The sequence below is a fragment of the Bradyrhizobium sp. AUGA SZCCT0169 genome, from assembly GCF_018130085.1.
Classification (GTDB): Bacteria; Pseudomonadota; Alphaproteobacteria; order Rhizobiales; family Xanthobacteraceae; genus Bradyrhizobium.
In genome coordinates, this window is record NZ_JAFCMC010000043.1 from 25,034 (window position 1) to 48,744 (window position 23,711).

The 23,711-nt window shown below is 63.3% G+C and carries 20 protein-coding genes; 10 read left to right on the top strand and 10 right to left on the bottom strand.

The window, feature by feature from the left end; translation table 11 throughout:
• Positions 1 to 5: 5 nt before the first annotated feature.
• Together JQ609_RS30660 and JQ609_RS30665 are read left to right on the top strand one after the other, a co-directional pair.
• Positions 6 to 1,199, top strand: coding sequence for a dihydrodipicolinate synthase family protein (locus JQ609_RS30660; RefSeq protein ID WP_212276439.1), 1,194 nt, complete (start codon positions 6 to 8; stop codon positions 1,197 to 1,199).
• Positions 1,199 to 2,062, top strand: coding sequence for a sugar phosphate isomerase/epimerase (locus tag JQ609_RS30665; protein ID WP_212276440.1), 864 nt, complete (start codon positions 1,199 to 1,201; stop codon positions 2,060 to 2,062). The genes JQ609_RS30660 and JQ609_RS30665 overlap by 1 nt, the downstream gene beginning before the upstream one ends.
• A gap of 171 nt (positions 2,063 to 2,233) precedes the next feature.
• Here the strand turns inward: JQ609_RS30665 and JQ609_RS30670 are convergent, their stop codons facing one another.
• Both JQ609_RS30670 and JQ609_RS30675 read right to left on the bottom strand, forming a co-directional pair.
• On the bottom strand, positions 2,234 to 2,722 hold the full coding sequence (locus JQ609_RS30670; protein WP_212276441.1) for a hypothetical protein: 489 nt from the start codon (positions 2,720 to 2,722) through the stop codon (positions 2,234 to 2,236).
• 174 nt (positions 2,723 to 2,896) lie between these two features.
• Positions 2,897 to 3,034, bottom strand: coding sequence for a hypothetical protein (locus JQ609_RS30675; RefSeq protein WP_211997565.1), 138 nt, complete (start codon positions 3,032 to 3,034; stop codon positions 2,897 to 2,899).
• A 180-nt stretch (positions 3,035 to 3,214) separates the two neighbouring features.
• Here JQ609_RS30675 and JQ609_RS30680 point away from each other — a divergent pair, with 180 nt between their 5' ends.
• Positions 3,215 to 3,406 carry a hypothetical protein gene (locus JQ609_RS30680; RefSeq protein WP_211997564.1) on the top strand — a complete coding sequence of 64 codons (192 nt, stop codon included), beginning with the start codon at positions 3,215 to 3,217 and terminating at the stop codon, positions 3,404 to 3,406.
• A gap of 12 nt (positions 3,407 to 3,418) precedes the next feature.
• Here the strand turns inward: JQ609_RS30680 and JQ609_RS30685 are convergent, their stop codons facing one another.
• Positions 3,419 to 4,657: a cytochrome P450 gene (locus JQ609_RS30685; RefSeq protein ID WP_212276442.1), complete on the bottom strand. Its 1,239-nt coding sequence runs from the start codon at positions 4,655 to 4,657 to the stop codon at positions 3,419 to 3,421.
• A 373-nt stretch (positions 4,658 to 5,030) separates the two neighbouring features.
• Here JQ609_RS30685 and JQ609_RS30690 point away from each other — a divergent pair, with 373 nt between their 5' ends.
• The 7 genes from JQ609_RS30690 to JQ609_RS30720 all read left to right on the top strand — a co-directional run bounded on the left by JQ609_RS30690 (position 5,031) and on the right by JQ609_RS30720 (position 15,289).
• Complete coding sequence (locus tag JQ609_RS30690; RefSeq protein ID WP_212210549.1) at positions 5,031 to 5,732, top strand: TetR/AcrR family transcriptional regulator; 702 nt, start codon at positions 5,031 to 5,033, stop codon at positions 5,730 to 5,732.
• A 1-nt stretch (position 5,733) separates the two neighbouring features.
• Entirely contained in the window at positions 5,734 to 6,927 is a 1,194-nt protein-coding gene (locus tag JQ609_RS30695; protein ID WP_212210552.1) for an efflux RND transporter periplasmic adaptor subunit, read from the top strand.
• 96 nt (positions 6,928 to 7,023) lie between these two features.
• Positions 7,024 to 10,119 carry a MexW/MexI family multidrug efflux RND transporter permease subunit gene (locus tag JQ609_RS30700; protein ID WP_212276443.1) on the top strand — a complete coding sequence of 1,032 codons (3,096 nt, stop codon included), beginning with the start codon at positions 7,024 to 7,026 and terminating at the stop codon, positions 10,117 to 10,119.
• A 126-nt stretch (positions 10,120 to 10,245) separates the two neighbouring features.
• Positions 10,246 to 12,828: an ATP-binding protein gene (locus JQ609_RS30705; RefSeq protein WP_212276444.1), complete on the top strand. Its 2,583-nt coding sequence runs from the start codon at positions 10,246 to 10,248 to the stop codon at positions 12,826 to 12,828.
• Between the two features lie 61 nt (positions 12,829 to 12,889).
• On the top strand, positions 12,890 to 13,279 hold the full coding sequence (locus tag JQ609_RS30710) for a response regulator (protein ID WP_212210558.1): 390 nt from the start codon (positions 12,890 to 12,892) through the stop codon (positions 13,277 to 13,279).
• Positions 13,276 to 14,526, top strand: a complete 1,251-nt coding sequence (locus tag JQ609_RS30715; RefSeq protein WP_212276445.1) for an adenylate/guanylate cyclase domain-containing protein — start codon at positions 13,276 to 13,278, stop codon at positions 14,524 to 14,526. The genes JQ609_RS30710 and JQ609_RS30715 overlap by 4 nt, the downstream gene beginning before the upstream one ends.
• Positions 14,527 to 14,545: 19 nt before the next feature.
• Positions 14,546 to 15,289, top strand: coding sequence for a hypothetical protein (locus tag JQ609_RS30720; protein ID WP_212276446.1), 744 nt, complete (start codon positions 14,546 to 14,548; stop codon positions 15,287 to 15,289).
• 117 nt (positions 15,290 to 15,406) lie between these two features.
• Here the strand turns inward: JQ609_RS30720 and JQ609_RS30725 are convergent, their stop codons facing one another.
• From JQ609_RS30725 to JQ609_RS30755, 7 genes are all read right to left on the bottom strand, one after another.
• Positions 15,407 to 16,294, bottom strand: a complete 888-nt coding sequence (locus JQ609_RS30725) for an ABC transporter permease (RefSeq protein WP_212276447.1) — start codon at positions 16,292 to 16,294, stop codon at positions 15,407 to 15,409.
• Positions 16,295 to 16,297: 3 nt separating this feature from the next.
• Positions 16,298 to 17,239, bottom strand: a complete 942-nt coding sequence (locus JQ609_RS30730; protein WP_192737237.1) for an ABC transporter permease — start codon at positions 17,237 to 17,239, stop codon at positions 16,298 to 16,300.
• A 232-nt stretch (positions 17,240 to 17,471) separates the two neighbouring features.
• Positions 17,472 to 18,983 carry an ABC transporter substrate-binding protein gene (locus JQ609_RS30735; protein ID WP_212210567.1) on the bottom strand — a complete coding sequence of 504 codons (1,512 nt, stop codon included), beginning with the start codon at positions 18,981 to 18,983 and terminating at the stop codon, positions 17,472 to 17,474.
• Positions 18,984 to 18,999: 16 nt separating this feature from the next.
• The gene (locus JQ609_RS30740) at positions 19,000 to 20,106 is read right to left on the bottom strand and encodes an ABC transporter ATP-binding protein (protein ID WP_212276448.1); all 1,107 of its coding nucleotides are present in this window, start codon (positions 20,104 to 20,106) and stop codon (positions 19,000 to 19,002) included.
• Positions 20,103 to 21,092: an ABC transporter ATP-binding protein gene (locus JQ609_RS30745; protein ID WP_212276449.1), complete on the bottom strand. Its 990-nt coding sequence runs from the start codon at positions 21,090 to 21,092 to the stop codon at positions 20,103 to 20,105. Before JQ609_RS30745 ends, JQ609_RS30740 begins: the two co-directional genes overlap by 4 nt.
• A complete protein-coding gene (locus tag JQ609_RS30750) occupies positions 21,089 to 21,811 on the bottom strand; it encodes a DUF1028 domain-containing protein (protein WP_212276450.1) in 723 nt (240 codons plus the stop codon). The genes JQ609_RS30745 and JQ609_RS30750 overlap by 4 nt, the downstream gene beginning before the upstream one ends.
• A 31-nt stretch (positions 21,812 to 21,842) precedes the next feature.
• Complete coding sequence (locus JQ609_RS30755; protein WP_212276451.1) at positions 21,843 to 23,648, bottom strand: gamma-glutamyltransferase family protein; 1,806 nt, start codon at positions 23,646 to 23,648, stop codon at positions 21,843 to 21,845.
• Between the last annotated feature and the right edge of the window lie 63 nt (positions 23,649 to 23,711).

The following is a 23,711-nucleotide window of genomic DNA, read 5'->3' on the forward strand; positions in this document are numbered from 1 at the left end:
AGGCCATGAACAAGCCGGTAATGCCTGTCTCGTCGCTGTCGCTGAAACTGCCGACCCCGAACGGCAACATCGAAACTTATCGCTTGGCAGCGTCGCGGGTCTTCCCGGCGCGGCTCGAAGGCACGCTGAACCGCGTGGCGTTCTCGGCGGCGCATGTGGTGGCCGATCCCTTTGCCGACAATGATCCGTGGCTGACGGCGGCGATCGACTGGGACAAGACCATCGCGTTCCGCGAACATATCTGGGACCTCGGTCTCGGCGTTGCCGAGTCGATGGACACCGCACAGCGTGGCATGGGGCTGGACTGGCCGACCTCGCTGGAATTGATCCAGCGTTCGGTGAAGGCGGCCAAGGCGAGGGGCAATGCGCTGGTGTTTTCCGGCGCCGGCACCGACCACCTCGCGGTCGAGGATGCCAAGAGCATCGACGACGTGATCCGCGCTTACGAAGAGCAGATCGCCGCTGTTGAAAAGGCCGGCGGGCGCATCATCCTGATGGCCTCGCGCGCACTCGCAAAGATCGGCCGCAATGCCGACGATTACGCCAAGGTTTACAACCGCGTGCTGTCGCAGGTCCGCGAGCCCGTGATCATCCACTGGCTCGGCGACATGTTCGATCCGGCGCTGGCGAATTACTGGGGCACATCCAGCCTCGATGAAGCCATGGACATTGCGGTCGGCATCATCAACGCCAACGCGGCCAAGGTTGACGGCGTAAAAGTCTCACTGCTCGACAAGCAGCGCGAGATCGACATGCGCCGCCGGCTCGATAAAAACGTGAAGATGTATACCGGCGACGACTTCAACTATGCCGAACTGATCGCCGGCGACGACAAGGGGTTTTCGCACGCGCTGCTCGGCATCTTCGATGCGATTGCGCCGGCGGCGTCCTACGCGCTGTCGCGGCTGGCGGCCGGGGATGAGGCCGGCTTCCACGACGTGCTGGGGCCGACGGTGCCGCTGTCGCGGCATATCTTCAAGGCGCCGACGCGGTTCTACAAAACGGGAATCGTGTTCATGGCCTATCTCAACGGCCACCAGGATCATTTCACCATGGTGGGCGGGCAGGAGAGTACGCGCTCGACGCTGCACCTGGCTGAATTGTTCCGGCTGGCCGACCAGGCAGGGCTGCTCGCCAATCCGGAACTGGCGACCCGGCGCATGAAGACGGTGCTGGCGACACGGGGTGTCGAGCCCTGATGCGGGATTTTTCGAAGGATCACCGCTGGCTGTCGCTGAACACCGCAACGGTCCGCAAGCAGGGCGACCTCGTTGCGATCATCGAGGCCTGCGCGCGGCATGGCATCCGCGCCATCGACCCGTGGCGCGATCAGGTCGCCGCCGTCGGCCTCGAGCGTGCCGCGCGTGCGGTGCGCGACGCGGGGCTGGAACTGACAGGCTATTGCCGCGGCGGCATGTTCACGTCGGATGCCGCGCATCGCATCGAGGCGCGCGACGATAACCGCCGCGCCGTCGATGAAGCCAAGGCGCTGGGCGCGCCCTGCATCGTGCTGGTCGTCGGCGGACTGCCGCAATATTCGCGGCCGGGCAGCGCGGCCTCAAAGGATATTTTGGCGGCCCGCAGCCAGGTTCACGACGGCATCGCCGAGATGATGGAATATGCTGATAGCGCCAACATGCCGCTGGCGATCGAGCCGCTGCATCCCGCCTATGCCGGCGACCGCGCCTGCGTCAACACCACCAAACAGGCGCTCGATATCTGCGACGCGCTCGATCCGAAGCGATCAGGCGCGCTCGGCGTCGCGCTCGACGTCTATCACATCTGGTGGGATCCGGAATTGCTGCCACAGATCGCGCGCGCCGGCAAAGATCGGCTATTGGCGTTCCACGTCTGCGACTGGCTGGTGCCGACCAAGGACATCCTCAACGACCGCGGCATGATGGGTGACGGTGTGATCGACATCAAGTCGGTGCGATCAGCCGTCGAGGCGCAGGGCTTTGCGGGCTATTCCGAGATCGAGATTTTTTCGGAGGAGTGGTGGAGCAAGCCGATGGATGAGGTGCTGCAGACCTGCATCGAGCGGCACCGGTCGGTGGTTTAGGTTTATGTCGTCCCGGCCTAGTGCGCAATCGCGCACGGGGGCCGGGACCTATAGCCACGAATGTTGATTGTTGAGAAAGGCTGGAGCGCCAGCTTGGTCTAACCACGAAAGCCTGTGGTTATGGGTCCCGGCCTTCGCCGGGACGACGGTGAGAGAGGGTAATCCAAACCCTCAAACCAGCCGCTTGCGGATCATGTCCTCGATGGCGGCGAGTTCGCGGTTGGCTTTGTGAAGCTGGGCCTCGGCGGCCTGCGCGCGGAACTCGGCGGCGATCGCATGATCCTCGGCGCTGACGATACGTTTTTCGGCCCGCTGCATGGCTTTTGCCATTTCCTCGAGCCGGGCGTTGAAGTCATTGATCAGGTCGCGGCGCGAGCGCTCGGAAGCGTCGCGTTGCTTCTCGGCCAGCCGCAGTCGCTCGGTGGCGCTCTTGCACAGCGACTGGGCGCGGGCTTCGGTCTCGCGGGCCTGATTTTCGATGCCCTCGAACATCTCGGTGGCCTGCTGCATCAGGCTGAGCGCGGTGGTGCCGGGTCCTTTCGCGGGTTGCCGGGCAAAACTGACGACTTTCTCTTCTTCGTCGGGCAGCGGGGCGGGCGCGGAAGGGTAGCGGTAATCCCAGATGTCCTCACGAAGCTGCTGATTTGCGCGGTACGCCATACGGGAGGCCCTTTTTCGAAACGCTGGTCGCGAAAAAGGTACGCAAACATGGTAAACCGGGGGTTAATTACCGGCCCGATGCAGGCGACAGGCGGGAACCCGAGCGGCGGACAGAGCCGCCCCCTTTCCGTTCAGGACCTCCTTGGTCAGAAGCCCGTCACACGGATCCGAAAGCTATTTCTTTTTGCCCGAGGCAAAGCCCGACTGCAGGTTGCCGACGCCCTTCTGGCTTGGCGCCGCGGCGATGGTCTTGATCTTCTCCTTCTTCGGCTTCTTGGTTTCGCGATTGCTGCGTTGCTCACCCTTGGCCATGCCGGTCTCCCGTCGATTTGATGATGTTAAGCGGCTCTGACGGTAGCGATTTGCCGAAAGATAGATACAGGGCCGCTTCGGCCAAACCCGATTTATTTCACGGAAGCGGGCTCGCCATGCCGTAAGGTCACGCAGCGATTCCCGGCAAAGCCTGATACCCCAACAGCAAAGCGAGCCCGCATGAGCGACCGACTGGACAATTTGAAGAAGGCGAGGGATCGCATGCTTGAAGACCGCGATGCGCACGCCAAGGTGCTCGCGGCGCCGTTCGACCGCGACAAGGCCGAGCGGGCGCGCGCCAAATTCCTGGAGATGCAGGTGTTGATTGATGCGATCGACCGCGCGATCGCAGGCGAACCGGCGACGGCATAAGCAGGCTGCCCCCTACGACGCCCGCGTGGTTTCGCCGACCTGACACGGCACGCTCAGAAATCCGCGGAAGCGGACCCGGCCGCCGCGCACCGGCTCGCCGTTCAGCGCATAGTCCGGAAACCGCGCCAGGAAGCGCGAGATCGCGATCGCGCCCTCCAGCCGCGCCAGCGCCATCCCGGCGCATTGATGCGCCCCGGTGCCGAAGGCGAGATGCCGGTTCGGCGTGCGGCCGATATCGAGGTTTTCGGGATCGGCAAACTGGGCAGGATCGCGGTTGGCGGCGCCGATGCACAGCGTCACCGGCGTGCCTGACGGCATTGCGATGCCGCCGAGTTCGACCGGCTCGACCGTCATGCGGTTGCCGAGCTGGTTCGAGCTTTCGAACCGCAGCATCTCCTCGACCGCGGTCTTGATCATGGCGGGATTTTCGATCAGCCGCGTCTTCTGGTGCGGGTAATGCGACAGCGCCACCAGCCCGTTGCCGATCAGATTGGTGGTGGTCTCATGGCCGGCATTGAGCAGGAAGATGCAATTGTGCAGCAGTTCCTTCGAGGTCAGCCGCTCGCCATTGTCCTCGCCAAAAATCAGCCGCGTCAGCACGTCGCGTTCGGGGTTGCCGGGGTTCGCGCGCCGGCGCTCGACCAGGATTTCGAGATAGCTCAGAAAATCCTTCACCGCCTTGTTGCCGCGCGCAAACACTTCCCTGCTGATCACGGGCTCCAGCGCGCCGAGAATGGCGAGCGACCAGTCGCGCAGCGGCTCGCGTTCCTCATGCGGGACGTCGAGCAGGTTGCCGATCACTTCAATCGGGATGGCGGCGGCAAAGTCGTCGATCAGGTCGACCCTTTCCTTGGCGGCGAGACCGTCGAGCAGCCCGTCGACCAGCCCGATCAGGTCGCTCTCCATCGCGGCGATCGCCCGCGGTGACAGCGCGCCCATGATCAGCCGCCGCACCCTGGTGTGGGCGGGCGGATCGTTGAAGACGAGGCTGGTGGTGTGGTGCTCGTAGAGCAGGCTGTCGCCATATTTCGGAAGAAACTCCTTCTTCTTGTCGGACGAAAACACCTTGGTCGCCTTGTAGGCCGCGACCAGATCGTCATAGCGGGTCAGGAAGTAGGAGCCGTTGCGCAGCCGCTTGACCGGCTCGTTCTCGCGCAGGGCCCGATAGGTCGGATAAGGGTTGGCATAGAAGTCCGGCGTCAGTCTCTCCAGATCGAAATTCGCCGACAGCTCCCGTGCATCCCAATTCATGGCGCGTCATGCTCTTTGCGAAGGTGGACAAGACTGGCGCGGTCGCGTCAGTTTAAATTAGTCGCAGTTGCAACTAATTTAAACTCCGTCCCCGGGCCGGGGTCAACTCCAATTGAAGCCGTTGCACGGTTTTCGCGCCTTTGGCAGGCGGCGTGCCGTGTACCGTCCAGCCCAAAGCGCTCCCGCGCCCCGAGTGAATGCGAACGCCGCGCTGAGCGACGGCGCCAATCTGGAGCGGTAGCTTCAGCCGGGATGCCGATTTCATTATCGCCTTCGCGGCGCGTTGGGATTGCAGCCGATCTGGGCCGAAATGTCCGGTTTGCGCTGCAATAAAACCTTGACTTGGTCAAGGTGAGTGATTACTCACACGCCCATGTCCAGCCTTCGCATGACGAGTGATTTACGGCGTCAATTGATATTGAGCGCCGCCAAGCGGTGCTTCGCCCGCAATGGCTTTGCCGGCACCACGACCAAGAGCGTGGCGGCGGCGGCTGCCATTTCGGAAGGGCTGCTGTTCAAGCATTTCCCCTCCAAGGCGGCGCTCTATGCGGAAATCCTGGCGGAAGAGTGCGAGGCCGACCCGGATCTGGTGCATCTGCTGGGCCAGGCGCCGTCGACCGCGACCTTGGTCGAACTGATCAAGGGCATGGTCGGGCACTTCATGCAGGTCTCTGACGGCCCCGACGAGGAAGAGGCGCAGCGGCTGCGGCTGATGACGACGAGCCATCTCGACGACGGCGAATTCGCCCGGCTGCTTTACGCCAAGGTCAGCGAGCTGATCGGCTCGGTGTTCACCGCCTCGCTCGAAAGCGCGATTGCCGCGGGGGACGCGTCGAAGATCGGCAGCGAGCCGCTCAACCTGTTCTGGTTTGCGCATCACACCGTGCTGATGGCCGCGCTGTCGCGGCTTCCTGCGGTGCCCTGTCTCACCTACGGCAACGCCGCCGATGTCGAACGGCAGCTTTGCCAATTCATCCTTCGCGGCATCGGACTAAACGAGGCTGCAATCACCAGGCATTTGGACCACGAGCCGTCGCCGAATTCGGGACAATCGGTAACTGCAGAAAGTGCATGAAATGAATATCGTAACCGAAAGCCACCTCAAGGGTCAGCCGATCGGCGACAAGGCGCGCAAGCGTCCGGTCCGGATGGTGCGCTGGTTCATCGTCGTCGGGCTGTTGCTGAGCCTGCTGGTCGGCGGCCTGGTCTGGTTCAACTATTTCCGCGGCAAGATGATCGCGCAGTTCTTTGCCAACAACAAACCGCCGCCGACCAGCGTCAGCGTTGCCGACGCGAAGTCCGAAGTCATACCCAACCTGTTGACCGCGGTCGGCGATCTGGCCGCCGTGCATCAGGTCAATGTCACCTCGGATTTGAACGGCCGTATCACCGAGATCATGTTCACCGCGGGCAGCACCGTGAAGGAAGGCACCCCGCTGGTGCAGTTGTTCGATGGTCCCGAGCAGGCCGACCTCGCCAGCTTCAAGGCGCAGGCGACGATGGCGCAGCTCTCGCTCGAGCGCGCCAAGCAACTGGCAAGCCGCCAGTTCGGGCCGCAGGCAACCGTCGACCAGGCGCAATCGGCGTTCGACCAGGCCAATGCCGGCATCGCCAAGACCCAGGCCATCATCTCGCAAAAGCAGGTGCGGGCTCCGTTCGACGGCGAACTCGGCGTTCGCAGGGTCGAGGTCGGTCAGTACCTGACGGCGGGAACGCAGATCGTTTCGTTGACCGATCTGTCGCGGCTGTTTGCCAACTTCACCGTGACGGAGAAGGACTCAGGCGCGCTCAAGGTCGGACAGATCGTTCGTATCGGGGTCGACGCCTATCCGGGCCGCAAGTTCGAGGGCAAGATCACGACCATCGAGCCGCAGATCGCTACCGACACGCGCAACATTCGCGTGCAGGCGACGATCGACAACCCCGAACGCATCCTCAAGCCGGGCATGTTCGCGACCACCACGGTGGTGCTGCCGGACAAGCCGCCGGTCATCACCATTCCCGAGACCGCGGTCGATTACACGCTGTATGGCGACTCCGTCTATCTCCTGACCGAGAAGAAAGAGGATGACGGCAAGACCAGCCTGACGGCGGTGCGCACCTTCGTGCAGACCGGCAACCGCATCGACGGGCGTGCCGAGATCCTGAAGGGGCTGAAGCCCGGCGATCGTGTCGTTGCGGTCGGACAGCTCAAGCTGCAATCGGGTGCGGCGGTGACGGTTTCGGCCGATCCGGCGCCTGTGATTCCGGCGAAGCCGCCGCGCTATTGAACGTGACGCGGCCGCAGGGCCGCGTTGCAACATCAGGATTCAGGCGTCGGTCTCGTGGAGGGACCGTGCCCATACGTTTGAACTGGATAACCAGCGATGGCCTTAACTGATATCTTCATCAAGCGCCCGGTTTTGTCGGTCGTCGTTAGTTTGCTGATCCTCTTGCTCGGTCTGCGGGCCGCCAGCGTCTTGCCGATCCGGCAGTATCCGAAGCTGTCGAACACGGTGATCAACGTCACCACCGTCTATCCGGGCGCGTCGGCGAATTTGATTCAGGGCTTCATCACGACGCCGATCGAGCAGGCGATCGCCTCCGCCGAAGGTGTCGACTACATCACGTCGTCGTCGGTGCAGGGCACGAGCACGATCCAGGTCTACATCAAGCTGAATTTCGATCCGAACCAGGCGCTGACCGAAGTTCTCGCCAAGACGAACTCGGTCAAATATCTGATCCCGAAAGAATCCAACGATCCGATCGTGACCAAGACAACCGGTCAGACAACGGCCGTGATGTATCTCGGCTTCTCCAGCGAGGAGTTGTCCGGTTCGGCGATCTCGGACTATCTGACGCGCGTGGTCCAGCCGGTGCTGTCGACCGTCGACGGCGTGGCGTCGGCCGACATTCTGGGCGGCCAGACATTTGCGATGCGGCTGTGGCTTGATCCGGTCAAGATGGCCGGGCGCGGCGTATCGCCGAGCGATGTCCAGGCGGCGATCCAGGCCAACAACTTCCAGGCTGCCGCCGGCCAGGCCAAGGGCTACTTCATCGTCTCCAACATTACGACCAATACCGACCTGCGGAGCCTTGATCAGTTCAAGCGGATGATCGTCAAGTCCAAGGACGGCGGCTTTGTTCGGGTCGAGGATATCGCGACCGTCGAGCTGGCGGCGCAAAGCACCGACGCGAGTGTCGCGTTCAGCGGCGAGCGCGCGATCTTCATCGGCGTGCAGGCGACCCCGCAAGGCAATCCGTTGACGCTGGTCAAGGGCGTGCGTGCGCTGTTTCCGGAACTGGAACGCAACTTGCCGCCTTCGATGAAGATGAAGGTGGCCTACGATTCCACCAAGTTCATTCAGTCATCGATCGACGAGGTGCAGAACACGCTGATCGAGGCGATGCTGATCGTCGTGGTCGTGATCTTCCTGTTCCTGGCATCGTTCCGTTCGGTCATCATTCCCGTCGTCACAATTCCGCTGTCGCTGATCGGCGTCTGCAGCCTGATGCTGGCGCTGGGCTTCAGCTTCAACCTGCTGACGCTGCTGGCGATGGTGCTCGCCATCGGGCTCGTGGTCGACGACGCCATCGTGGTGGTCGAGAATATCCATCGCCATCTGGAAGAGGGAAAAACACCGGTACAGGCGTCACTGCAGGGTGCGCGTGAGATCGTCGGTCCCGTGATCTCGATGACGATCACGCTGGCGGCCGTGTATGCCCCGATCGGATTCCTCGGCGGCTTGACCGGCTCGCTGTTCCGCGAATTCGCCTTCACGCTCGCGGGCTCGGTGATCGTGTCCGGCGTGATTGCGCTGACGCTGTCGCCGATGATGTGCTCGGTGCTGCTCAAGAGCGCCGAAGAGGGGCGTTTCGCCAGGATCGTCAACCGGGTGTTCGGCGCGATGACGCGCTGGTACGGAAGGCAACTCGATCGCTCGCTCGACTATCGTCCGATCACCGGCGTGTTCGCGCTGACGATCCTCGGTCTGGTCGGGTTCCTGTATATGAACACGGCCAAGGAACTTGCGCCCGAAGAGGACCAGGGCATCGTGTTCTCGGTGACCAAGGCGCCGAAATACGCCAACATCGACTATGTCGACTTCTACGGCGACAAGCTCGACAAGGCGTTTGCCAAATTTCCCGAAACCGACCTGCGCTTCGTCCTGAATGGCATCAATGGGCCGCAGGGCGGCATCGCCGGCATGCTGCTCAAGCCGTGGGACGAGCGTGAACGTTCCTCGATCAAGCTGAAGCCGCTGGTACAGGCGGAGATCAGCAAGATCGAAGGTGTCCAGGCGTTCGCGTTCAACCTGCCGCCGCTCCCGGGCGGGCCCGGCGGCTTGCCGATACAGATGGTGATCAATTCGACCGCCGGCTTCCAGGCCGTCTATGAGGAGATGAACAAGCTAAAGGACGCGGCGCGCAAGAGCGGCCTGTTCATCGTCTCCGACAGCGACCTCGACTTCAATCAGCCGGTGGTGCGGGTCAACATCGACCGTTCCAAGGCAAGCGATCTCGGCATCAACATGGCGCAGGTTGGCGCCACGTTGCAGACTCTGTTGGGCGGCAATTACGTCAATCGCTTCAACCTCGAGGGGCGCTCGTATCAGGTGATCCCGCAGGTGCCCCGCGGCATGCGGCTGTCGCCGGAATCGCTCGGCGGTTACTACGTCCCGACCAACACCGGGCAATTGGTGCCGCTGTCGACCATCGTGTCGATCGAGACCGCGACCGATCCAAATTCGCTGACGCATTACAACCAGCTGAACTCCGCGACCTTCCAGGCGGTGCCGATGCCGGGTGTGACGGTTGGGCAGGCGGTGGACTTCCTCGAAGGTGAAGCCAAGAAGCTGCCCGCCGGCTTCGGTCACGACTATCTGGCCGATTCCCGCCAATATGTGCAGGAAGGCAACCAGCTCGCGATCACCTTCGGTTTCGCGCTGATCATCATCTTCCTGGTGCTGGCGGCGCAGTTCGAAAGCCTGCGCGATCCGCTGGTGATCATGATCAGCGTTCCCATGGCGATCGTCGGCGCGCTGATCCCGCTGTTCTTCGGCGTAGCGACGATCAACATCTATACCCAGGTCGGATTGCTGACCTTGGTCGGCCTGATCACCAAGCACGGCATCCTGATGGTGGAGTTCGCCAACGAACTGCAGCTCAAGGAAGGCCTCGACAAGCGTTCGGCGATCGAGATGGCGGCCCGGATCCGGCTGCGTCCGATCCTGATGACGACGGCGGCGATGGTCACCGGCCTGATCCCGCTGCTGACCGCAACGGGCGCAGGTGCGGCGAGCCGCTTCTCGATTGGTCTCGTCGTGGTCTCCGGCATGTCGATCGGTACGCTGTTCACGCTGTTCGTGCTGCCGGCGGTCTATGTCTGGATGGCGACCGACCACCAGGCCAAGGCCGGCTCGCAGCGGACGAAGGAAATCGCGGATTTCGATCTGGGAACGCCTGGGCTCAAACCGACCTGAGCATGGCGGGCGAATAGGACGAAGTCGGCGGCGGTCCTGATCGCCGCCGTTTTCGTTATGAGCTCCGGCCGGCTTGCCGCAGTGCGGCAAGAGACAAGCTCAAGGCTTCTTGATAGCTTGGCCGGCATGAGCATTTCCCTGCATCCCGGCACCCCAGAGGGGCGCACGCTGGCGGCTGCTTCGCCCGCGGAGAATGCTGTGCCCGCGCAGGGGGCGCCCGGGACCAGAACCCGCAACCGGCTGTTCACCAAATACGTCGCGCTGTTCGTTGCCGTGGTGGGCGTCGCGCTGCTTTCCAACGGGATTTTCGAGGTTTTCTTCTACTATCGGGAGCACAAAACTTCCCTGATCCGGATCCAGCACGAGCAGGCCGAAGCCGCCGCGGCCAAGATCGGCCAGTTCATCAAGGAAATCGAAAGCCAGCTGGGTTGGACCACCCAGTTGCCCTGGTCGGCCGGATCGCTGCAGGATCGCCGGTTCGACGCGCTCCGCCTGCTGCGGCAGGTGCCGGCGATCACCGAACTGTCGCAGATCGATTCCGCCGGCAAGGAACGCCTGCGGGTGTCGCGGCTGGCAATGGATGTCGTCGACTCCGGCCTCGACCTTTCCAAAGACCCGAAATTCACGGAAGCCGTCGCCAACAAGGTGTTTTACGGGCCGGTGTATTTTCGCCGGGAGTCCGAGCCCTACATGACGCTATCGCTGGCCGGCACCCGCAAGGATGCCGGTGTCAGCATCGCCGAGGTCAATCTGAAGCTGATCTGGGACGTGGTCTCGCAGATCAAGGTCGGCGAACGCGGCCACGCCTATGTCGTCGGCCCGACGGGACGCCTGATTGCCCATCCCGATATCAGCCTGGTGCTGCGCAACACCGACATGTCGAAGCTCAGCCAAGTGCAGGCCGCCCGCACCGGCAGAACCAGCGAAGCCGTTGAATTGCAGGGCGCGCTGAACATCCAGGGGCAGGAGGTGCTGACGGCATCCGCGCCGATCGCCCCGCTGGGATGGACGATGTTCGTCGAACTGCCGGTCAAGGAAGCCTACGCCTCGCTGTACCAGGCGCTGCAGCGGCTTGCCTTGCTGCTCGCGGCGGCATCGATCCTTGCGGTGCTCGCCGGAATCTTCCTGGCACGCCGCATGGTCGGCCCGATCCAGGCATTGCGGGCCGGCGCCGAACGCATCGGCGGCGGCGATTTCGCCCAGCGCATCACCATCAAGACCGGCGACGAACTCGAAGGCCTCGCCAACCAGTTCAACGACATGGGCGCGCGGCTGCAGGAATCCTATGCCGACCTGGAGAAGAAGGTCGAGACACGGACTGCGGAACTGAGAGAGACGCTCGAACAGCAAACCGCGACATCGGAAGTATTGGAAGTCATCAGCTCATCTCCGGGCGAACTGGATCCGGTGTTCCAGAAGATGCTCGAAAACGCCACCCATATCTGCGGCGCGCATTTTGGCACGATGAATCAGTACGACGGCAACTGCTTCCGCAACGTTGCACTCTTCAACGTACCGCAAGCATATGTCGCGCAGGCGGATGAGCCGATCTATCCGCACCCGAAGAGCGGTCTTGGCATGATAGTAAGAACGCATCAGGCGGTCCAAATAGAGGATCTTCGGACACAACAGCCCTATCTCGAAGGCCATCCAGCCGTTGTTGCGATGTCCGATCTTGCGGGGGCCCGAACCATTGTCATCGTTCCGCTGCTCAAGGAAAACGAGTTGATCGGAACGATTGCGATCTATCGCCAGGAGGTCCGGCCGTTTACCGACAAGCAGATCGCGCTTGTCAGCAGTTTCGCCAACCAGGCCGTGATCGCCATCGAGAATACGCGGCTGCTCCGAGAATTGCGCGAACGTACCAAGGATCTGAGCGAGTCTCTCGACGATCTCCGCACCGCGCAGGACCGCCTGATACAGACCGAGAAACTGGCCTCGCTCGGCCAGCTCACCGCCGGGATCGCCCACGAGATCAAGAACCCGCTCAATTTCGTCAACAACTTCTCGGCGCTGTCGGCGGAACTGATCGACGAGCTGAACGATGTGCTGAAGCCCGCCGCGCTCGACGGCAAGACCCGCGAGGAGATCGACGAACTCACCCATATGCTGAAGGGCAATCTCGAAAAGGTCGTGCAGCACGGCAAGCGCGCCGACTCGATCGTCAAGAACATGCTGCTGCATTCGCGCGAGGGATCAGGCGAAGTCCGGTCCGCCGACATCAATGCGATCATCGAGGAAAGCCTCAACCTCGCCTATCACGGCGCGCGGGCGGAAAAATCCGGATTCAACATCACGCTCAAGCGCGATCTGGATCCCGAGGCCGGCATGATCGATCTCTATCCGCAGGAAATCACGCGGGTATTCCTCAACCTGATCTCGAACGGCTTTTACGCCGCGACCAAGCGCAAGGAGAAGGGCGAGGAGGGCTTCGAGCCTGTTCTGACGGCGACGACGAAAAACCTCGGCAACAAGGTGGAAATCCGGATTCGCGACAACGGCACCGGTATCCCCTTGGAAGTGAAGGAAAAAATGTTCAATCCCTTCTTCACGACGAAACCCGCTGGCGAGGGAACCGGGCTCGGATTGTCGATGAGTCACGACATCGTGGTGAAACAGCATGGCGGCAAGATCGACGTACGGACGGAGCCTGATGTATTCACCGAATTCATTATTACGCTGCCGCGAAAAGGCGTAGCGCTGGCATGATCCCGAAAACTGGAGACCGATTTTCGGATAAGATCATGCCCAACGATACTGGAGGCAAAAATTGAGCGTTTACATCCTCGTTGTGGATGACGAGCCCGATGTCGAAGCGCTGTTTCGGCAGCAGTTCCGGCGCGATCTCAAGTCCGGTCGCTTTACCATGGAATTTGCGCCGTCGGCGCCTGCGGCACTGGAGCGTGCTGCGGAAGTTCGTGACCCGTCGCTGATCCTGATCCTGTCCGACATCAACATGCCCGGCATGAGCGGGCTTGAAATGCTGCCGAAGGTGCGCGCGGCGCGGCCTGATGTGCCCGTCATCATGATCACCGCCTATGGCGATGCCGAAACCCGCCGCAAGGCGATCGAGCGCGGCGCGATCGGCCTCTTGACCAAGCCGATCGATTTTGCGCTGCTGCGCCACGAGATCGATACCCGGCTCGGGCAAGCCGCATGACCGCAACGATCCTCGTCGTCGACGACGAGCCCGATCTCGAGGCTCTGGTGCTGCAGAAATTCCGTCGCCAGATCCGCGACGGCAGCGTGACCTTTGTGTTCGCCCATGACGGAATCGAAGCGCTGGCCTCGATCGAGCAGAACCCGCATGTCGACATGGTGGTATCCGACATCAACATGCCGCGCATGGACGGCCTGTCGCTGCTCGCCAAGCTGCAGGAGGCCGAAGACAAGAAATCCACCATCATCGTGTCCGCCTATGGCGACATGAGCAACATCCGTACCGCGATGAACCGCGGCGCGTTCGATTTCCTGACCAAGCCGATCGATTTCGGCGATCTGGAAATGACGATCGACAAGACCATCCGCCATGTCGAGATGATGCGCGAGGCGCGCCGCCGCCAGGCCGAGGCCGAGCGCGCGCACGCTTCGCTGTCGCGCTATTTCTCGCCGCAGATTGCGAGCCGTCTTGCCGCCATCGGCGACAGCGACGGCATGGAGGTGCATTGGCGCGAGGTCGCGGCGATCTTCACCGACATCACCGGTTTCACCTCGCTGGTCGAAACCGCCGCACCCGACGTGCTGGGGACGCTGCTCGGCGACTATGTGGGCGGCATGACCGATGTGGTGTTCGCGCATGAGGGGACGGTTGCCAAGATCATCGGCGATGCGATCCAGGTTCTGTTCAACGCGCCGGGGGATCAGCCTGATTACGCCAGGCGCGCGATCGCCTGCGCCCACGATCTCGATAGCTGGGCGCAGGAATTCCGTCTGCGCTGGAAGAAAAAGGGTGTGAGTTTCGGGGCCACGCGCGTCGGTGTCCACGCCGGTTCCGCGCTGGTCGGCAATTTCGGTGGCAGCAGGTTTTTCGATTACACCGCCTATGGTGACACCATCAACACCGCGGCGCGGCTGGAGGCCGCCAACAAGCACCTGGGCACGCGGATTTGCGTCAGCGCGGTCGTCGCTGATGGCGCCGGAGATTTCCGCGGCCGGCCGGTCGGCGACCTCGTGCTGCGCGGTCGCAGCGAGCCGCTGCGCGCCTATGAGCCGTTGACGGCAGCGGCGTTTGAGAGCCCAGCGACGTCGCAATATTCCGAAGCCTTCGCCAAGCTCGAGGCCGGTGACCCGGCGGCAATGCCGGCCTTTGCGGCGCTGGTCGGCGCGCATGCCGACGATGCGCTCGCCGGCTTTCATTTGAAGCGGCTGCTCAACGGCGCCAAGGGCGTCCGCATGCAATTGGAATAACCGGAAACGGAGAGCGGACATGACGACCGATTTTGTGGCGGGCAACTACCGGTTCATCCCGGCGGTGTTTCAGTATTCGGCCGGGGCTGCGGCCAACCCCGGTTTCGAGATCGAGCGGGTGCGGTTCGACAAACCGGTGGCGCTGGCCGAAGGCTTTTCGCAGATTGCCAAATACATTCAGGCCGAGGGCAGGCCGTTGACGTCGTTCTGCGCCTGCGAGCTGCGTTCGCCGGCCGCCTTCACCGATGAAGGATTCCGGAACTTCAACCTGCACTACGTCAAGACGCTCGCCGAATGGGACATCTATGACGGCACCACCAATCCCGTGGCGCGCAGCAATGTCTGTCCCGAGATCGACCCGCCCGCCGAGCCGTCGTTCCATGCCTTCTCGTTCACGCGCCCGAGCGGGAACACGACGCCGAGCTTCGTGATCGCGGGCAGCGGTGAGTCACTCGAAGGCGGTGCGACCTATGCCGAGCGCACCGTGCGTTACCGCGACCTCAGCCCCGACGGGTTGAAGGAGAAAGTGAGCTACGTGGTCGGCGCCATGGAAAAGCGCATGGCCGAATTCGGCTTCGGCTGGAAGGACGCGACGGCGGCGCAGACCTACACGATCCACGACTTCCATCCGGTGTTTGCCGAAGAGCTGGTCCGCCGCGGCGCCGCGCGTTCGGGCCTGACCTGGCATTTTGCAAGGCCGCCCGTGATTGATCTCGAGTATGAGATGGATTGCCGGAGGGTGTTGCGGGAGCTGGTGATTTAGGGGTCGAGTTCTGCCGTCATTGCGAGGAGCTCTTGCGACGAAGCAATCCATCCATCCGTTACGCCGCGAGATGGATTGCTTCGCTACGCTCGCAATGACGGGGTTAGAGCGGTGTACCTACCGCTCCCTTGGATCAAGCGCGTCGCGCAGGCCGTCGCCGACCAGGTTGAACGACAGCACCACGAGGAAGATCGCCAGGCCCGGCCAGATCGCCATCCAGGGCGCGTTGGTCAGGAAACGTTGCGCGGCGTTGAGCATGCTGCCCCAGGACGGCGAGGGCGGCTGCTGGCCGAGGCCGAGGAACGACAGTGCCGCTTCGGCAATGATGGCGGCCGCGATCGACAGCGTTGCCTGCACCAAAAGCGCCGGCATGATGTTCGGCAGGATATGGAACAGCGCGATGCGCCAGCGCGGATTGCCCATCGCGCGCGCCGCCTCGACATAATCCTCGACCTTGACGCTCATCACCTGGCCGCGGGTCAGCCGCACGAAGATCGGCGTCGCCGAGATGCCGATCGCGATCATGGCATTGCCGAGGCTCGGGCCGAGAAATGCCGCCAGCGCAATGGCGAGGATCAGGAACGGGCAGGCCAGCATCGCATCGGTGATGCGGCTGATCAGGCTGTCGATGAAACCGCCACGATAGCCCGACAGCAAGCCGAGCGGCACGCCGATGCCGAGCGCAATCCCGACCGAGATCGCGCCGGCCATCAGCGAGGCCCGCGCGCCATAGACCACGCGGGCCAGGATATCGCGCCCGAGATCGTCGGTACCGAACCAGTGCTGCCACGTCGGCGGCTTGCGCACCAGCGACCAGCTGGTTGCAATCGGGTCATAGGGCACGATCAGCTGCGCGAACAGCGAGAGCACCACGAACAGCGCGATGACGACGAGGCCGACCACGGCGCCCTTGCGCTTGAACAGCCGCCGCAGCGCACGCCGCGCCGGACTCTCCAGTTCATCGGAGGCGACTTTTGGAAGGGGGCCGAGGGCGACGTCGGTCATGGGTTACGCCCTCAGCCGCGGATTGACGAGGACGTAGGCGATATCGGCGACAAGATTCAGCGTGATGTAGATCGTCGCCGTCGTCAGCACGACGCCTTGCACGACCGCATAGTCACGATTGAACACCGCGTCGACGATCAATTTTCCAAAACCCGGAATCGAAAAAATCTGCTCGGTCAGCACCGCACCCGACAGCAGCGTGCCGAGTTCGAGCGCGCCGAGCGTGATCACCGGCGTCAGCGCGTTGCGCATCGCGTGCTTGAGGATCACCGAGCGTTCGGAAAGGCCCTTCGCGCGCGCCGTCCGCACGTAATCGCTCTCCAGCACCTGCAGCATGGCGCTGCGAGTATGCCGCATCAGGATCGCGGCGATGGCGTTGCCGAGCACGAAAGCGGGCATGATGGTCGAGGCGAGGCTGGCGCGCCAGTTTTCCGACAGCGGCACATAGCCGGAGGCCGGAAGCCAGCCGAGCTCGATCGAGAACAGGAAGATCAGCATGATGCCGAGCCAGAAATTCGGCGTCGAGATGCCCCACAGCGCGAACAGGTTGGCGCCGTAGTCCCACGCCGTGCCTTTCTTTACAGCCGATACGATGCCGGCGGGAATGCCGATCAGGAAGGCGATCACGATCGCCATCGAGCCGAGCTGGATCGTCACCGGCAGTTTTTGCGCGATCAGGCTCAGCACCGGCACCTTGATGCGCAGCGACTCGCCGAAATCGCCCGACAGCACACCCTTGACCCAGTAGACGTACTGGATCGGGATCGGCTGATCGAGCCGGTATTGCGCGCGGATCTGCGCGATCACCTCGGGATCGCGCTCCTCGCCGGCCATGACCAGCGCGGGATCGCCGGGCAACAGGTGCTGCAGCGAAAAGATCAGGACCGACACGAAGAACAGCGTCGGGATCAGCTGCAGGATACGCTGGCCGAGGAAGTTCAGCATGGCAGCCGTGTTGTCTGGAGTAAGGGCAGTTTGGATTGTGCTGACGGTGCCAGCCGCACGGTTCCCTCCCCCCTTGCGGGGGAGGGACAGGGAGAGGGGTGGCTCCGGGCGAGCGGGTCATGATCGGCCAACGGTGCTCGCAACTCACCGGCACCACCGCTGTGGCACCCCTCTCCCCAACCCTCCCCCGCAAGGGGGGAGGGAGCAGAGCGGTGCGCTCGGCTAAACACCCTCACTTCAGCGTCAACCCGGTCACCCGCACCAGCCCGTCCGGCATCTGCTTGTAGCCCTCGAGTTTTGTACTGTGCGCGATCAGGATCTTGCGGTGATAGATGTAGAGCAGCGGCTTTTCTTCCAGCACGAGCTTGGCCAGCTTCTCATAGATGGCCTTGCGCTGCGCCTGATCCGTCACAAGACGCCCGTCGTCGAGCGCCTTGTCGGCATCGGCATTGGACCACGCGCTGTAGTTCTGCGGCGCGTTGGATTTCTGGAACACGTAGGAATTGCCGTCGGGATCGATCCGTCCGCTCCAGGCCAGCATGAAGGCCTGGTATTCGCCTGATTCAGCCAGCTTCAGCGAGGTTGCGAATTCGGTGACCCTGATCTTCATGTCGAAGCCGGCTTCGGAAGCCATCGACTGGATCACCTGTGCGACTGCTTCGGTTTCCGCGCCCTTCGGCACCATGAAATCGACGCTGACGGGCGCCGTGACGCCGGCTTCCTTCAACAGCGCCTTGGCCTTGGCGATATCCCGCCCACGGACCGGAAAGGCCTTCTGGTAATAGGGGTGATCGGGATTGACCCATTGGTTGCCGGGCTTGAATTCGCCGTTGAACACCACCTGGTTGATGGCCTCGCGGTCGAGCGACAGATCGAGCGCCTGCCGGACCTTGGCGGACTGGCTGAGCGGCCCCTTGGCCTTGTCCTTGCCGACGTTCAGCGTCACGCCCTGATAGCCGAGCTCGATGGCGCTGGACAATTTGAGCTTCGGGTCGCTCACCACCGCCTTGATGTCGGTGGCGAGCAGGCGTTCGATCAGATCGAGGCCGCCGGATTTGAGATTGGCAAGGCGCACGGTGGCGTCGACCAGCGGCAGATAGACGATGCGGTCGATCTTGATCGCGTCCTTGTTCCAGTAGTCGGCGAATTTCTCGAACACGATGCGGTCCTGCTGCACGCGCTCGACGAATTTGTAGGGGCCCGCGCAAACCGGCTTCAGGCCGAATTTATCGCCTTCGGCTTTCGCCGCCTTCGGCGACACCATCATGCCGGCGCGGTCGGTGAGCTGGGCGATCAGCGGCGAGAACGGCGTCTTCAGCACCAGCTTGATGGTGAGGGGATCGACCACCTCGACGCGGTCGAGCTGCGCCAGCTCCGGCTTGCGGAACGAGGTCGCCATCGTCATGTGGCGGTCGAGCGAGAATTTTGCGGCCTCGGCGTCCAGCGGCTCGCCGTCGTGGAATTTCACTCCCGGCCGCAGCTTGATGATGACCTCCTTGCCGTCGGCCGAGGTCTGGTGCGACAGCGCGAGCTGCGGCACGATGTTGATCTTCTCATCGATGTCGAACAGCTTGTCGCAGAAGCTGGCGAACACGATGCGCCCGACATAGGTGCGCGCCAGGGTGGGATCGAGAATGTCCGGATCCTCGGCCAGGCCAATGCGCAGCGTGGTCTGGGCCTGCACACTCGCCTCGAACGACAGCAACAGAGCCGCCGCGGTCACCGCCAAACGCAAGATTTTCATCGCACCCATCCTCTGATTACACTGCTGTTGGTCGTGTTGCTGATCTATCAACCCCGTTGCGGCCCGCGCCTTCCGCCCGTCCAAAGGCGGCGACCAGTTTTTCCAGCACCGGCGAGAAGCCACCGTCCGAGGGAACGATGCTGTCAGGCGCCGGCAGTTCCGCCATCCGGTGGCAGGCGGTGGCGTGCCCCGTGTTGTCGGCCAGGAGCTGCGGCACTTCGGTGCGGCAGCGCTCGACCACATAGGGGCAGCGGGTATGGAAGCGGCAGCCGGACGGCGGATCGAGCGCGCTCGGCATTTCGCCCTGCAGCACGATGCGGCTGCGTTTGGCTTGCGGCTTGGGTACGGGAATAGCTGACAACAGAGCGCGGCTATAGGGATGCCGCGGGGCGGCGAACAATGCCTGCGCCTCCGCGGTTTCGACGATGACGCCGAGATTCATCACCGCGACGCGGTCGGCGATGTGTTTTACGACGGCAAGATCGTGTGAGACGAAGATGTAGGCAAGGCCGAGCCGGTTCTGCAAATCGCGCAGCAGGTTCAGGATCTGGGAGCGGATCGAGACGTCGAGCGCCGACACCGGCTCGTCGCAGATGATCAATTTCGGTTCCACCGCCAGCGCCCGTGCGATGGCGATGCGCTGGCGCTGGCCGCCGGAAAATTCATGCGGATAACGCCGCGCAAAGCGCGGCTCCAGCCCGACCAGCCGCAGCAATTCCTCGACCCGCTCGCGGCGACGTGGCGCCGGCACCAGATCGTGCAGCGCCAGCGGCTCGGTCAGGATCTGGCTGACGGTCATGCGCGGGTTGAGCGAGGCGTAGGGATCCTGAAAGATGATCTGCGCGTCGCGTCGGAAGTTGCGCAGCTCATTGGCGCCCAGCGCGAGGAGATCGCGGCCCTCGAAGCGAACGCTGCCGGCGTCCGGCTCGATCAGCCGCAGCACCAGCCGGCTCACGGTGGATTTGCCGCAGCCGGATTCGCCGACCAGCGCCAGCGTCTTGCCGGCCTCGACACGGAAGCTGACACCGTCGACGGCCTTGACGAAGGCAGTGGCGCGGCCGAACACCGAACGTCCCGCGACGAAATGTTTTACGAGTCCTTCGACTTCGAGCAGCGCGGTCATGACACCAGCCGCTCCAGCGGCGCCCGGATACAGCGCGAGGCGTGGCCGGGGCTGAGGATCGCCAGCGGCGGCGGCGCCGCGACGCAGATGTCGGCGACAAAAGGACAGCGCGCCGAGAAGCGGCAGCCGGGCGGCGGATTGGCCATGTTCGGCACCATGCCCTCGATGGTCGCGAGGTGCGATGCGCGGCGACCGAGCCGCGGGATCGAACCGAGCAGGCCGACGGTGTAGGGATGCTGCGGATTGGCGAACAGCTCATCGACCGGCGCGCGCTCGACGATTTCGCCGGCATACATGACAGCGACTTCGTCGCAGACTTCGGCAACCACGCCGAGATCGTGCGTGATCAGAATGATAGCGGCGCCGCTCGCAGCTTTCAGCTCGCGCATCAGATCGAGGATCTGCGCCTGCAGGGTGACATCGAGCGCGGTAGTCGGTTCGTCCGCGATCAAGAGGCGGGGATCGCAGGCCAGCGCCATCGCGATCATCACGCGCTGGCGCATGCCGCCTGAAAGCTTGTGCGGATATTCGTCGATTCGCTTGTCGGGTGAGGGGATGTGGACGCGGCGCAGCAGTTCGATGGCGCGCTCGCGCGCCTGGCGCTTCGATCCGCCGCGATGGCGCAGGATGGTCTCGATGATCTGGTCGCCGATCGTGAAGCTCGGGTTGAGCGAGGTCATCGGCTCCTGAAAAATCATTGCCAGCCGGTTGCCGCGCAGGTCGCGCAGGGTCTCGTCGGGGACGTCGAGCAGATCAAAACCATCGAAGCGGATCGAGCCGGAGACTACCGCCGAATGCTTTGACAGCAGTCCCATGATGGCCAGCGAGGTCACGCTCTTGCCGCAGCCGGATTCGCCGACCAGTCCAAGTGTCGCGCCATTGGCCACGCTGAGATCGACGGCATCGACCGCATGGGTCGCGCGGCCATCGTCGCCATGGAAGACGACGCGGAGTCCCTCGATTTCGATCAGCGGGATTGAAGTCATACCTTGCCTGCAGCCGCCGCTTTGATGCTGGCCTCGATGCCGGCGTCGATGGTCGCGCGATCGGTAATCCCTGCAGGATTCTTGCGCGTCGGCATGAATGCGCGGAAATGCACCCAGCGCTCGCGGCTCACTTCTTCAAGCCGCTCGAGCTCGCGCAGCGGATCGGTATGGTCGTCGACGCGCAGATTGAGCTCGGACCATTCCTCGTCGCCGTGGATCAGCAGTGCCGCGGATTGCTTGCCGCGCTTGTCGCCGCCCGCGGCTTCGCCCGCATGCATTGCCGCGATCAGCCGGCGGGGAAAGGGCAGGCCGGCATTGGCGACATAGGCTTTTGCGGTGTCGTCGAGCACGGCGGCGCCCGCCAGCATGTTGCCCGCGATCGAAAAGCCGTCGCCCTGGATGTGTCCGCACCAGTCGACGCAATCGCGGCCGGTATGCGCGGCAATGCGGCCCCTCGCATCCATGATGTGCAATTGCCGGCTTTCTCGGCCGTCGTCGGTGGCGATCAGGGTCTTGAGGATGTCGTCCGGTTCACGACCCTCTCTCAACAGCTTGATGCCGTCGATGCCGTAATAGGGATTGACCAGTGCCTGGGTCGCGATGCCGCCGATGCCGGCCACGATATGTGGCACGCGCGCGCCGACCGCGAAGAATTTGGTCGCGACCGCGATGCCGAACTGGCCGGTCGCGGGATCGCGGGCGATGATCGACCAGGTCATCTCAAGCCTTACAAGTCATCTTGGTGCGCTCCTACCGTCCGGCCGCGTAGCCTTGCATGCCCCGCGGATTGGCCGCTGCACGACGGCGGCGCCCGACCTTGGAGGCGGCAGTGAGGCGGCCTTCCGACCAGTCGGGGCCGATCTCGACGACATGGCCGCGGCTCTTCAAGGTGTCGATGGTTGCCTTCGGTACGCGGTTTTCAACCACGAGCACGCCGGGCCGGGCCGTGCGCGGCCAGAACGAGATCGGGAAATGTTCGGAGTGCCATGCGGGTGCGTCGATCGCTTCCTGCAGGTTCAGATTGGCGTGGACGTGGCGCAGGAAGAATTGCGTGGTCCATTGATCCTGCTGGTCGCCGCCGGGCGAGCCCCAGGCCATGTACGGCTCGCCGTCGCGGTAGCATAGGGTCGGCGACAGCGTGGTGCGCGGGCGCTTGCCCGGCGCCAATGCCGCGGGATGATCTTCCTCGAGCCAGAACATCTGGGCGCGGCTGCCGAGGCAGAAGCCGAGTTCGGGAATCACCGGCGAGGATTGCAGCCAGCCGCCGGACGGCGTCGCCGAGATCATGTTGCCGGCCTGGTCGATGATGTCGAAATGCACGGTGTCGCCGCGCACCTCGCCGAAGCGGCCGACGGTCGGCTCGCCCGCGCCCATGGCGCCAACCGCCTCGCGATGACCTTCGGCGCGGCGCATCTTGACGACCGAACCAAAACCTTCCACCGAGCCGGGGAGAAAATCGAGCGAGGCTTTGTCCCTCGAGATCAGCTTGCGGCGTTCGTCATTGTAAGCGTCCGACAGCAAGGTCGCGATCGGGATGTCGGTAAACTTTGGATCGCCGTAGAATTTCTCGCGGTCGGCAAAGGCAAGCTTGGCGCATTCGATCTGCAGGTGGATGAATTCCGGCCCAGTTGGATCGAGCCCGTCGAGTTCAAAACCCTTAAGCAACGCCAGCTGCTGCAGCATGACAGGGCCCTGGCTCCAGACACCGGGTTTGCACACGGTGTAGCGGCCGTAATCATAGGTCAGCGGCGCCTCGACGGTCGGCTGCCAGCGCGCCATGTCGTCGGCGCGCAGCACGCCGCGATGCGGCGAACCGCTGACGTCCATGATGTCCTGGGTGCGGCAGAACTTGTCGATCGCCTCCGCAACGAAGCCGTGCGACCAGGCCTTGCGCGCGGCCTCGATCTGGGCTGTGCGGTCACCGCCGGCGCTCTCGGCTTCTTTCAGGATGCGGGCGTAGGTTTCCGAAAGCTGCTTGTTGGTGAAGAGCGTGCCGGGTTTCGGAACTTCATTGTTCGGCAGATAGACCGCGGCCGAGGTCTTCCAGTGATTGCGGAACAGCTTTTCGACGATCTGGATCGTCGCCGCGGCGCGCTCCACCAGGGGATAGCCGTCGCGGGCATAGGCGATCGCGGGTTCCAGCACATCGCGCAGCCGCATCGTGCCGTAATCGCGGAGCAGCAACATCCAGGATTCGAACGTGCCGGGCACGCAGGCCGCGAGCAGCCCGGTGCCGGGCACCATCTCCAGCCCCTCGCTGCGATAATGCGCGATGGTGGCGCCCGCCGGTGCCGGGCCCTGGCCGCAGATCACCTCGGTGCGGCCGCGCTTGGTGTCATGCACGATGATCGGTACGTCGCCGCCGGGGCCGTTGAGATGCGGCTCGACCACCTGCAGCGTGAAGGCGGTGGCAACACCCGCATCGAACGCGTTACCGCCCTTTTCCAGGATTCCCATCCCGACCGCGGTGGCGACCCAGTGCGTCGAGGTCACGACCCCGAACGTGCCTTCGATTTCCGGCCTGGTCGTGAACGGATCGGGATTGATGTTGCTCATGGAAATCCGGTGCTGCGCTGGTATTTGGTGCGCCACTTGACCACAGGCGAGGCCTGCTGCCAA